Raw genomic sequence first — 11,416 nt, 5'->3', positions numbered from 1 at the left:
GGTTGGTGTCCCCACTGCGGGGCGTGCGGGGGCTGGCCGGGCTGCTCGTACGACGGCTGTCCGTACGCCGGCTGCTGCTCGTAGGACGGCGGCCCGTACCCCGAGGGCGGCGGCTCCTGGCCCGCGGGCGGCCCGTATCCCGACGAGGGCTCCTGCGCCGGAAAGGGCTCCTGCCCAGGGGGCGGTGGTTCCCAGGGTGACGGCGGCCGGTCCGGATCCGGCGGCGGTGGCTGGCTCACGGGTGTCCTCCTCCTGCCGGTGGCGGATCACGCCCCTATTGCCGGACGCTACCGGTAGCGGTGAACCTTTTCACAGCGGTTGTGTGGACTGGTCACCTTGGCGTCGCCGGTCGCGCGGCCGATACTGACCGAGCGTTCAGTTACCCATGAGTAAGGCGCCGATTCCCCGGAGGCTGAGATGGCTCGACTCGCCCAGACGCCCGGCCTGACCGACGAGCAGCGGTCGATCCTGGAAACCGTCCGGGAGTTCGCCGACAAGGAGATCATCCCGCACGCCCAGCGGCTGGAGCACGCCGACGAGTACCCCACCGACATCCTCGACGGGATGCGCGAGATGGGGCTGTTCGGCCTCACCATCGCCGAGGAGTACGGCGGCCTGGGCGAGTCCCTGCTGACCTACGCCCTGGTGGTGGAGCAGCTCTCCCGGGGCTGGATGTCGATCTCCGGCATCGTCAACACCCACTTCATCGTGGCCTACCTGATCTCGCAGCACGGCTCGGCCGAGCAGAAGGCCCGGCTGCTGCCGAAGATGGCCACCGGCGAGGTGCGCGGCGCCTTCTCGATGTCGGAACCGGAGTGCGGCTCCGACGTCTCGGCGATCAAGTCGAAGGCGGTCCGGGACGGCGACAACTACGTCCTCAACGGCCAGAAGATGTGGCTGACCAACGGCGCCTACTCGTCCGTGGTGGCCACCCTGGTGAAGACCGACACCGGCGCCGACTCGGTCTACGGCAACATGAGCACCTTCCTGCTGGAGAAGGAGCCCGGCTTCGGCGAGACCGCACCCGGCCTGACCATCCCCGGCAAGATCGACAAGATGGGCTACAAGGGCGTCGAGACCACCGAGATGGTGCTCGACGGGGTGACCGTGCCCGCCACCGCCGTGCTCGGCGGCGAGGAGAAGGTCGGCCGCGGCTTCTACCAGATGATGGACGGCATCGAGGTCGGCCGGGTCAACGTCGCCGCCCGCGCCTGCGGCATCTCCATCCGGGCCTTCGAGCTCGCCGTCGCGTACGCCCAGCAGCGCCGCACGTTCGGCCAGCCGCTCGCCAAGCACCAGGCCGTCGCCTTCAAGCTCGCCGAGATGGGCACGAAGATCGAGGCGGCACACGCCCTGATGGTGAACGCCGCCCGGCTCAAGGACGCCGGCCAGCGCAACGACGTCGAGGCCGGGATGGCCAAGCTGCTCGCCTCCGAGTACTGCGCGGAGGTGGTGCAGGAGGCGTTCCGTATCCACGGCGGCTACGGCTACTCCAAGGAGTACGAGATCGAGCGGCTGATGCGGGAGGCCCCGTTCCTGCTGATCGGCGAGGGCACCTCGGAGATCCAGAAGACGATCATCTCCCGCGGCCTGCTCAAGGAGTACAAGCTCTGACCCGGGCGGCGGTCGTCCGACCGGCCCGCCCGGTCAGCTCAGCCGGGTGAGGCCGGCGGCGGCGCGCTCGATGATCAGGCAGCGGTCCTCGACGTAGTCGATGCCCGCCTCGGTGGCGATCCGCCGCGCCTCGGGCGAGACGATGCCGAGTTGCAGCCAGACGGCCGGCGCGCCGATCGCCACCGCCTCGTGGACCACCTCGACCGCGTCCGCGGCCGGCCGGAAGATGTCGACCAGGTCGACCGGGTGCGGGATGTCGGCCAGCGAGCGGTACGCCCGCTCGCCGAAGAGTTCGTCCACCGTCGGGTTGACCGGGATGATCCGCCAGCCGTACCGCTGCATCTGCAACGGCACGCTGTGCGCGGCCTTGCGAGGGTCGCGGGACGCGCCCACGACGGCGATCACGGCGGAGTCGGCGAGGAGTTGCTGAGCGGAGCGCACCAGCCGACTCTAACTCCGCCGGGCGGCCCGCCGTCGCCGAGCGGCCGGCCCGGTCGGCGCCTCAGAGCAGGGTCAGCTGCTCGGTGGCCGGGGGCGCCGGCGGCTCGGGGAGGTTACGGTTCCCACCGCGCTCGGCCCGGTGCAGGCCGTGCCGGCGGGCGGCGATCCGCACCCGCGCGGTCAGTTCCCGCTGGTACGCCTGCGGGGCGTAGGCGCCGGAGCGGTAGAGCTCGCGGTAGCGGGGCACCAGGTGCGGGAACTCCCGCCCGAGCCAGCGCGCGTACCACTCGCGGGCGCCGGGGCGCAGGTGCAGCGCCAGCGGGGTGACGCTGGACGCGCCCGCCGCGGCGATCGCGGACACGGTGGCCTCGATCGACTCGTCGCTGTCGCTGAGGCCGGGCAGGATCGGCGCCATCAGCACGCCCACCTCGAAGCCCGCGTCGGTGAGCGCCCGGACGGCGTCCAGCCGCCGGCGCGGGCTGGGGGTCCCGGGCTCGACGGCCCGCCAGAGCCGCTCGTCGACGAAGCCGACCGAGTAGGAGACGCCGACCCGGGTCACCTCGGCGGCCTGCCGCAGCAGCGGCAGGTCGCGCAGCAGCAGGGTGCCCTTGGTGAGGATGGAGAACGGGTTGGCGAAGTCCCGCAGCGCCGCGATGATCTGCGGCATCAGCCGGTAGCGCCCCTCGGCCCGCTGGTAGCAGTCGACGTTGGTGCCCATCGCGAGGTGCGCGCCCCGCCAGCGTGGCGCGGCCAGCTCCCGCCGGACCAGTTCCCCGGCGTTGACCTTGACGATCACCTTCCGGTCGAAGTCCGCCCCCGCGTCGAGGTCCAGATAGGTGTGCGTGTTCCGCGCGAAGCAGTTGTGGCTCACCACGCCGTTCGCGATGAAATCCCCGGTGCCGGTGGTGATGTCCCACAGCGGCAGCTCCAACCCGAGCGGCTCCACCGCGGTGACGCGCGGCGCGGTGAGGTGGGGCACCGGCACGCCGTCGACGAGCCGTCCCTGCAGGCTCGCCGGTTCGGCCAGGTGCAGGAACCGCAGCCGTTCGCGCAGCCCGCCGGTCAGCCGGAGCTGTCGGGGGCGGCCGGGGAGGTTGTGGTCCTCCCGGACGAAGTCGAAGCCGAATCGGTCGAGCGCCGCGGTGACCTGGTGGAGCCGCTCGTCGTCGGCGACGCTGATCCGCAGGGCGTCGCTGCTGCACCGGCCCGTGAGGTCGAAGGTGCCGGCCAGGAAACCGAGCCACCAGTCGTCGGTGTGCTGCTCGGACGAGTCGGCGGGACCGCCGGCGGCAGCGGCGACCGGAGGCGAGCCGTCGCGGGTCGTCGCCTGCCGATAGCCGCGCCGGTAGTCGGTGGAGCCCTTGTGCCCTTCGTGGAAGCGGCCGGTGCCGACCAGCCGTTCCCCGCAGGTCAGGCGTCGCCGCCGGCCCGGCTCGGGGGAGACGTAGCGCCAGCCCTCGCGGGACAGGAAGCGGTGGTCGCCGCTGGCCACCAGCGTCGTGCCGTCGTCCAGCGTGACCCGGTGGGCCGGCTTCACCGTGGACCACTTGGCCAGCACCGTGGTCACCACGTAGCGGCGGTGGGCGCCCCGGCGCTGCGTGCCGTAGATCCGCTCGCCGATCTCCAACTCCTGGATCGCCTTCGTCCGCCCGTCCGCCAGCAGCACCGGAGTGTCACCGGAGACGCAGTACACACACGCGTGCGAGCAGCCACGGTAGGGGTTGATGGTCCACTCGAACGGGACCCGGGAGGCGCCGGGAACCTTGTTGATGATGGACTTGGCGCGCACCTCGTAGAACGTCATCCCGGCGAAGCCGGGGGTGTCGAAGGTGCGGACGACCGCGCCGGGCAGCGCCAGCGGCAGGGGTGGCGTCGCTGGCGCTGCCCGCCCGGGAACGCCCTCGTCCGGGGGAGCGGAGAGGTTGTCCCAGCGCATGGGTTCCATTCGAACACGCGTACGAGTCGAGCGCAAGCGACCCGCCGTGTTCCCGGCCACCTCGACCATCGGCCCCGGCCCGGGTGGGTGGAGGATGGTGCCATGGAGAGGTCGACGTTCGTCTACGACGGGGACTGCGCGTTCTGCACCCGCTGCGCCGAGTTCATCGACCGGCGGATCCCGACCGGCGTCCGGGTGGTGCCGTGGCAGTTCGCCGACCTGGCCGCGCTCGGCCTGACCGAGGCCGAGTGCGAGGAGGCGGTGCAGTGGGTGGGCGCCGACGGCTCCCGCGCCGCCGGTCCGGACGCGATCGCGAAGCTGCTCGGTGACAGCGGGCCGCTCTGGCGGGTCGCCGGCGCCGGCCTGCGCTTCCCGCCGGTGCGGGCGGCAGCCTGGCCGGCGTACCGCTGGGTGGCCCGCAACCGGCACCGGATGCCCGGCGGCACGGCCGCCTGCTCGCTGCCGCAGGAGGCGCGGGAGCGCCTCTACGGCCCGGCCGGCCGTCCCGGCGCCTGACCGGCGCCCGGCCGGCGCCCGGCCGGCGGTTGGACGGCCGGCCGGTGACCGCCGAACCGCGTTCTACTGCCCGGCCGGCTCCGGCTCGGCGACCGCCGGTCCGCCGCGCGGTGGCGCCGGTGGCGCCGCCACGTCGGCGGGTCCGTCGTCCGCCGGGTCGCGCCGGCGGCCGACGAGCCGCCGGGCCCAGACCAGCGGGCGCACCCGCTCCAGCGGCAGGAAGCTGGTCATCGCCGCCAGGTGCGGCGCGAACGAGATGGTGATGGTCGCGAACGTCACCAGGTGGAACGAGTAGAAGAAGCCGACCGTGTAGAGCCGCCAGCGCCCCCGGAGCAGGAAGATCGCCGGGCTGGCGAGTTCGAACGCGACGATCCCGAACTGGGCGACGATCAGCAGGTAGGGCACGCTGGCGATCAGGTCGGCCAGTTCGGTGCCGCGGCGGATGATCGCCCGGGCCAGCACCGAGCCGGTCAGCCAGTCCAGGCCGCCGAACCGCAGCTTGGCCCAGGCGGCGAGGAAGTACGTGCAGACCACCGCTATCTGGGTGACCCGCAACGCCCACCCGCCGGCCTCGGTGCGGGTCGGGTCGCCGTGCCGGGCCCGGCCGGCGGTGGGCAGCACCGCGAGCGCCACCAGCAGGCCGAACCGGTCGTGGTCGACCTTGCCGTAGCTCATCGCGACGATCATCCACTCGAAGTAGAGCGCGAAGACCGCCCAGCCGAGCAGCCGGGGCGCCCGGCCGGTCGCGGCGAGCAGGGCGAGCACCAGCAGCGCCCAGAAGATGACGCCGACCACCGCCGGGGTCGGGGTGGGCAGCGGCAGCAGCCGGCCGACCAGCAGCGGCTGGTAGAGCTCGCCGGGCACCGCGACCCGGGTGCGCACCCAGGGGGTGAACAACACCAGGTCCGCGGCGACGAAGAGATAGATCAGCGTACGGAACGCGGCCACCCGCCCGCGCGGGACCGGCTCGGTCAGCCAGCGGATCATCGGGGCGCCTGCCAGCTCACCACGGTCTCGTCGGTCCACCGGCCGGTGGGCCGGCCGTCCCGGATGCCGTGCCAGCGGATCACGATGCGGACCTCGACCAGCCGCGCCGCGTCCGGGTTCCGGTCGGCGTACGCGTCGGCCACCTCGGCGAGCAGCGCGGGGTCGGCGGCGTAGCGACTCTGCTGGCCCTCGATCTCGGCCCGGCGGATCCCGGTGGCCTGCTCGCCCAGGCCGACCACCGCGCCGGTGACGTCGACCCCCTCGACGCGAGTGTCCGGGGCGGGGGAACTCGGCGGGTTGGACGTCGAGTACATCCGGAACGGCCCGAACGGGAAGTGGTCGTCGGTACCCCAGACGGTGCCGGCCACCAGTATCGCCAGCCCGAGCGCGGTGGCGGCGAGTCGGGCCGCGCGGCCGCGGGTGGTCAGAGTCTCCATCGGGTCGTGACGATACGCCACGCGCGCCGGCCCGCGGGGTGCCTCCGGACCCCCGCGGGCGGACACGACGACGGCCGGGCCCCCACCGTGGGGACCCGGCCGTCGTGGTGGTCGATCAGTGCTTGTGCTCGGCCAACTGCTTACGGACGTCGTCCATGTCGAGGGCCTCGACCTGCTCGATCAGGTTCTCCAGCGCCGACTCGGGCAGCGCGCCCGGCTGGGCGAAGACGATCACACCGTCACGGATAGCCATGATCGTGGGGATGGACCGGATGTCGAACTTGGCGCCCAGTTCCTGCTGCGCCTCGGTGTCCACCTTGCCGAAGACGATGCCCGGGTGCTTCTCCGACGAGCGCTCGTAGACCGGGGCGAACCGCTTGCAGGGACCGCACCAGTCGGCCCAGAAGTCGACCAGGACGATGCCGTCGCCGCTGGTCACCTCGTCGAAGTTTGCCGTGGTCAGCTCTACGGTTGCCATGGGAGTCTCTCCGATCACCGCGGAATAGCTACGTCTGGTGGAACGAGGACGTACCCCGTCGGATTCCCGCCCCGGTGGTGCGGAAACGTGCTCGCGAAGGTGATCCTCGTCATCGACAGCGGTCTGTCGAATCGGGGTCGTGCGGTCCGCAAGTGCAGTACGCATTTGCGTGACCGCACGTGATGGGAGCGTTTCCAAGGAGATCGGCACGTTTTTGCAACACCGATCGGTAACTTCACGCTTGACAAGCGGGGATCCGCCCCCTGGAGATCGCTTACGGCTCGACCAATCCTTACGTAGAGTAGTGTTACAAAAAGATAAATGTGACCTCCGTCTCTGTCCGCTCGGGGTGGCGTCCGGCAGAATCTTTCGCATCAGAGCGTGGGCGGCGGGTGCCGGGGAGGGCCCCGCCGCTCATTGCGTCTCCCCCCGGGGCGGCCGGTGTGACATTTCCCCACGGCCCGCGCCCCGCTCAGTTCCTTAACCCTCGATAAGGCATGCTGTGCCGAACTCCATCGCCGCCCGTCGAAGGGGACAAGGATGCAGTTCGGCCGCTACTACGAGGAGTTCGAGGTCGGCGCGGTCTACCGGCACTGGCCGGGCAAGACGGTCACCGAGTACGACGACCACCTCTTCTGTCTGCTCACCATGAACCACCACCCGCTGCACATGGACGCGCACTACGCCGAGACGGCCAGCCAGTTCAAGCGCAACGTCGTGGTGGGCAACTACATCTACTCCCTGCTCCTCGGCATGTCCGTGCCGGACGTCAGCGGCAAGGCGATCGCCAACCTCGAGGTCGAGTCGCTGCGGCACGTCGCGCCGACCTTCCACGGCGACACCATCTACGGCGAGACCACCGTGCTGGACAAGCGGGAGTCCTCCTCGAAGCCCGACCGGGGGGTGGTCGCGGTGGAGACCCGGGGCTACAACCAGGACGGCACGCTGGTCTGTGTCTTCCGCCGCCGGGTGATGGTCCCCAAGCGGGAGTACGCGGCCAGCGCGGTCCCCGAGGGCGTCGACCCGGAGCGCCCGAGCTTCCCCGAGCCCCGCTGACCCGGTCCGCCGATCGAGCGTCGACGCGTCCGCGACGCGACGGGCCCCTTCCACCCCGGTTCCGGGTGGAAGGGGCCCTTTTCCCGATCCGGGGCATATGCTGGCGCCGGAGGTCCCCATGAGCCACTCCCTCGCCGGAGAGCCGCCCTCTGCCGGTCGCCGTACCGCACCGTTGACCACCGCCGTCTACTCCGCCGCCGAGTGGGATCTGCTGACCGACCTGCCCGGCCGGGTCGTCGTGGCCGCCGCCGCGCCCGGTCCCGGGCGCCCCCGCCGGGGCGTCGCCGCCGGGCTGGCCGGCCTGGACGCCGTCGCCGCCGGCCGGGCCTTCGACAGCGACCTGGTCCGCGCCGTGGTGGCCGCGATCTACGCCCGGCACGACGGCGCACCCGAACCCACCGACCGGCTCACCGACCTGGTGGACCTGCTCGCCGCCTGCCGCGCCGCGGCACGGGTGCTGCGCCGGCGCGCCGACCCGGCCGACTCGGCGGCGTACCGGCAGTGGGTGCAGTCGGTGGCCGCCCGGGTGTGCCGGGCGACGCCGGTCGGCACGCCGGGGCCGCCCGCCGGCGAGTCGCCCGCCGACCGCCGGTTTCTCGAACGGCTCGGCGGCGCGCTGGGGCTGCGCTGAGCCGCACCGGTTCCCGGGGTCCCGCCGGTGCACCGGCGCCCGGGCCGTACCCTCTCCAGACCGTGACCGATGAGCACGTCGGCGTGGGACCGTGGCCCGGCGACCCGCCGGACGACCCGCGCTACGACCCCGTACTGCTCGCCGAGGGCGATCGGCGCAACGTGGTGGACCGCTACCGGTACTGGCGGCGCGAGGCCGTGGTGGCGGACCTGGACCGGCGCCGGCACGACTTCCACGTGGCCATCGAGAACTGGCAGCACGACTTCAACATCGGCACCGTGGTCCGCAACGCCAACGCCTTCCTCGCCGCCGAGGTGCACATCGTCGGCCGGCGCCGGTGGAACCGCCGGGGCGCCATGGTGACCGACCGCTACCAGCACGTCCGGCACCACCCGACGATCGAGGAGTTCGTCGCCTGGGCGGCGGAGCGGGACCTGCCGGTGGTCGGCATCGACAACCTGCCCGGCTCCCGACCGCTGGAGACCAGCACCCTGCCGCGGCGCTGCGTACTGCTCTTCGGGCAGGAGGGGCCGGGCCTGTCCGACCCGGCGCGGGCCGCCTGCGCCCAGCTCTTCTCGATCGCGCAGTACGGCTCGACCCGATCGATCAACGCCGGAGTGGCCAGCGGGATCGCGATGCACGCCTGGATCCGTGCCCACGCCGGACCGCCACCGGACTGAGCACCGATACCGCACCCGGCGATCACCGACCACCGAAACCGGCGCTCCGCTTGACGGACCGGCGGTGCGGGGTGACGGTGGAAAGGTGAGTGTCGCGGTGAGTTGTCCCAGGTGCGGTGGTCCGGTCCGGGCGCCGGACCTGATGCACACCGAGTCGCGCTGCCTGAACTGCGGGCCGGTCCCGCCGCTGCACGTGCCCGAGCACATCGGAGCGGAGATCGTGGCCAGTGTGGTCGACCGGATCACCGCCGCCGCCGAGCCGCCGAAGCGGCCGGCCGCCCCGCTCTGGTGCCCGTGGCCGCTGCCGACCGGCTGGACGATGACCGGCGTGGCGTACGCCGGGGACGACCGCACCGGTGTCCGCGCCACCGCGGTCGCCTGCGCGGGGCCGTCGCCGCTCGCCGGCGGCCCCGCCGACCTGGTCTTCGTGGCCGAGGAGCCGGGCGTCGGCCTGGGCACCCGGCTCGCCGGCATACCGGGCCCGGATCCGGGTCCACAACTGGCGGACGCGTTGACCGACCCCGGTCCGGGTCATCCCGAGCACGTCGGACAGGCTCGGATCAAGGTGGCCGGTCACCCCACTCCACTGTGGTTGGTGAATTCACCGGCGGATCGAAGCGCGTACGCGGGCGAGGCTCGGGGAATGTGGCTGCATGCGATAGCCTGGCCGGCGAGTGCGGGGCACCTGCTCGCGGAGGACGTCGTGCTGCACGACCTGACCGAGTGGACACCACCCGAACTCGTGTACGGCGCACCATCTCCGTACCTGCACGGGAGGGCTTGACATGCCTCCCGGAATGACGGAGAACGGACGCAGATATTCACTGTACGACACCACACTGATACTCTGGGTGCCGCTGCGGTAATGGGACCCGGCGCCGCGCGAGAGGATGGCCCGCCATGGTCAAGAAGGTCCTCACCTGGGCCGGAATCGCATTCTTGATCTTCTTCGTCGCCTACCGGCCGAACTCCGCGGCGGATGTCTTCAAGTCGCTCGGCGGCGGCATCATGGACATCGCCCAGGGCTTCGGCGACTTCTTCACCAGCCTCGTCGCCTGACCGCCGATGGGCAGCCCCTCCGGTCCACCCTTCAACCCGGACGACCCCGACGACCGGGAGCGCCGGGAGCGCGACACGGAGCCGATCCCGCCGTACCGGCCCGACGACGGGCCGGGCTACGGCGCCGGCCCGGGCCTTTCCGACGGCCCCTCCCTCTCCGACGACGCCGGCTACGGCGCCGGGGCGGGCTACGCCAGCGAGAGCCGCTCGGGCCGCGCCTGGGTCCGTGACCCCGAGGCCGGCTACCCCTCGATCTCCGAGGAAGAGCTGGCCGGGCTGCGCGCCGACGCCGCCGGCATGACACCCCGGCGGGTGCTGCCGCTGGAGGACGAGCCCAGTTCGCTGGTCGCCCGCTACCTCTTCCCCACCGAGCGCTACCGGGGCGAGTGGAAGCGGCACTGGGTCCACCTCACCACGCCGCTGCTGGTCGGCGTCGCGGCCACCTTCGTGCTCGGCTACCTCTCCGGCTTCCTCGCCGGCCAGGACGTCGGCGCGCTCACCACCATCGCGGTGCTGCTCTGGTTCGCCGTGATGGGCTGGGTGGCCTGGAAGGTCGCCGACTGGTGGTACGACCGGTTCATCCTGACCAACAAGCGGGTCATGGTGGTCAACGGCATCATCACCCGCCAGGTGGCGATGATGCCGCTGGTCCGGGTCACCGACATGAAGTACGAGCAGACCCCGGCCGGCCGGGCGCTCAACTACGGCACCTTCGTGCTGGAGTCCGCCGGCCAGGAGCAGGCCCTCCGCGAGATCAAGAACCTGCCCAACCCGAACGAGCTCTACCTGCGTGTGGTCGAAGAGATGTACGAGCCGCAGGCGGTCGAGGCGCGGCTGGGCAAGGAGGCCGACGAGGCCAAGGCCGACGACGGGGCGTGAACGTTTTCGTCCGAACATCGGATGAACTGCACACCTTTGGGCGTCGACCCGACCCGTCCGGACATGACAGCCTGCCAGGCAGGACAGGGCGCGGAGGTGGACGTGGCGAGCAGGGACCCACTGGAGGAGGAGTTCCGCGACTTCGTCGCGGCCCGCTCCGGGGCCCTGCTGCGTACCGCGTACCTGCTCACCGGGGACTGGGCCACCGCCGAGGACCTGCTCCAGACCGCGCTGACCAAGACGTACCTGGCCTGGAAGCGGCTCGGCGGGATCGAGGCCATCGAGCCGTACGCCCGCCGGGTCATGGTCAACACCTCGACCAGTTGGTGGCGGCGGCGCTGGCACGGTGAGCGCCCCACCGAGGTGCTGCCCGAGCGGGCCGGGGTCGACGAGATCGAGCAGCAGCTCGACCGGGACCTGCTCTGGCGGCACCTGAAGGCCCTGCCCGCCCGGCAGCGTGCGGTGCTGGTGCTGCGCTTCTACGAGGACATGTCCGAGGCGCAGACCGCCGCCCTGCTGGAGATCTCGCCCGGCACGGTGAAGAGCCAGACCTCCCGCGCGCTGAACACCCTGCGCCGCCGGCTGGGCGCCGAGCGAGCGCTCGGCCTGCCCGCCGAGACCGAACCGGCGCCGGCCCGACCGCCCGCCGCCCGCCGCGCCGCCGGCCGGGGCGCCACCGCCGCACCGGCCCCACGGCCGGAC

Annotated in this window: 14 protein-coding genes and 1 pseudogene; 9 read left to right on the top strand and 6 right to left on the bottom strand. The window is 72.2% G+C overall.

The annotated features are described in order from the left end of the window. Window positions 1-239, bottom strand: a pseudogene (locus DLJ47_RS37155) (PH domain-containing protein); the annotation flags it as partial. 178 nt (window positions 240-417) lie between these two features. Here DLJ47_RS37155 and DLJ47_RS27510 point away from each other — a divergent pair. Further along, entirely contained in the window at window positions 418-1,614 is a 1,197-nt protein-coding gene (locus DLJ47_RS27510) for an acyl-CoA dehydrogenase family protein (RefSeq protein ID WP_109904199.1), read from the top strand. Window positions 1,615-1,647: 33 nt separating this feature from the next. Here the strand turns inward: DLJ47_RS27510 and DLJ47_RS27505 are convergent, their stop codons facing one another. Both DLJ47_RS27505 and DLJ47_RS27500 read right to left on the bottom strand, forming a co-directional pair. Then, entirely contained in the window at window positions 1,648-2,055 is a 408-nt protein-coding gene (locus DLJ47_RS27505) for a CoA-binding protein (protein WP_109904197.1), read from the bottom strand. Window positions 2,056-2,116: 61 nt separating this feature from the next. After that, window positions 2,117-3,991: an intein-containing Rv2578c family radical SAM protein gene (locus tag DLJ47_RS27500; protein WP_109904201.1), complete on the bottom strand. Its 1,875-nt coding sequence runs from the start codon at window positions 3,989-3,991 to the stop codon at window positions 2,117-2,119. Window positions 3,992-4,093: 102 nt separating this feature from the next. Between DLJ47_RS27500 and DLJ47_RS27495 the strand changes: the two genes are divergently transcribed. Next, entirely contained in the window at window positions 4,094-4,507 is a 414-nt protein-coding gene (locus tag DLJ47_RS27495; RefSeq protein WP_088997253.1) for a thiol-disulfide oxidoreductase DCC family protein, read from the top strand. A gap of 63 nt (window positions 4,508-4,570) precedes the next feature. On the opposite strand, the gene DLJ47_RS27490 is transcribed toward DLJ47_RS27495, so the two are convergent. From DLJ47_RS27490 to trxA, 3 genes are all read right to left on the bottom strand, one after another. Further along, a complete protein-coding gene (locus DLJ47_RS27490; RefSeq protein WP_109904195.1) occupies window positions 4,571-5,494 on the bottom strand; it encodes an HTTM domain-containing protein in 924 nt (307 codons plus the stop codon). Continuing rightward, complete coding sequence (locus tag DLJ47_RS27485; RefSeq protein WP_109904193.1) at window positions 5,491-5,931, bottom strand: hypothetical protein; 441 nt, start codon at window positions 5,929-5,931, stop codon at window positions 5,491-5,493. Before DLJ47_RS27485 ends, DLJ47_RS27490 begins: the two co-directional genes overlap by 4 nt. Window positions 5,932-6,046: 115 nt before the next feature. Continuing rightward, entirely contained in the window at window positions 6,047-6,409 is a 363-nt protein-coding gene (gene trxA, locus DLJ47_RS27480; protein ID WP_088997255.1) for a thioredoxin, read from the bottom strand. Window positions 6,410-6,949: 540 nt separating this feature from the next. Here trxA and DLJ47_RS27475 point away from each other — a divergent pair. The 7 genes from DLJ47_RS27475 to DLJ47_RS27450 form a co-directional block, all read left to right on the top strand. Further along, complete coding sequence (locus tag DLJ47_RS27475) at window positions 6,950-7,465, top strand: MaoC family dehydratase (protein ID WP_088997256.1); 516 nt, start codon at window positions 6,950-6,952, stop codon at window positions 7,463-7,465. Between the two features lie 97 nt (window positions 7,466-7,562). Further along, a complete protein-coding gene (locus DLJ47_RS27470) occupies window positions 7,563-8,096 on the top strand; it encodes a hypothetical protein (protein WP_172899444.1) in 534 nt (177 codons plus the stop codon). A gap of 62 nt (window positions 8,097-8,158) precedes the next feature. Beyond that, window positions 8,159-8,776 (top strand): TrmH family RNA methyltransferase, encoded by a 618-nt coding sequence (locus DLJ47_RS27465; RefSeq protein WP_109904191.1) that lies wholly within the window; start codon window positions 8,159-8,161, stop codon window positions 8,774-8,776. A 97-nt stretch (window positions 8,777-8,873) separates the two neighbouring features. Further along, window positions 8,874-9,560, top strand: a complete 687-nt coding sequence (locus DLJ47_RS27460) for a DUF6758 family protein (protein ID WP_342447651.1) — start codon at window positions 8,874-8,876, stop codon at window positions 9,558-9,560. A gap of 116 nt (window positions 9,561-9,676) precedes the next feature. After that, on the top strand, window positions 9,677-9,835 hold the full coding sequence (locus tag DLJ47_RS36425; protein ID WP_007455302.1) for a hypothetical protein: 159 nt from the start codon (window positions 9,677-9,679) through the stop codon (window positions 9,833-9,835). A 6-nt stretch (window positions 9,836-9,841) separates the two neighbouring features. Further along, entirely contained in the window at window positions 9,842-10,714 is an 873-nt protein-coding gene (locus tag DLJ47_RS27455) for a PH domain-containing protein (protein WP_109904187.1), read from the top strand. Between the two features lie 102 nt (window positions 10,715-10,816). Further along, window positions 10,817-11,416, top strand: a 600-nt coding sequence (locus DLJ47_RS27450; protein WP_233258049.1) for a SigE family RNA polymerase sigma factor, incomplete at its 3' end; no start/stop codon positions are given.

The sequence above is a fragment of the Micromonospora sp. S4605 genome, from assembly GCF_003176715.1.
In the GTDB taxonomy this organism is placed as follows: Bacteria; Actinomycetota; Actinomycetes; order Mycobacteriales; family Micromonosporaceae; genus Micromonospora; species Micromonospora echinaurantiaca.
Note: the sequence above shows the minus strand (reverse complement) of the source record. Positions and strands in the feature narration are given on the sequence as shown.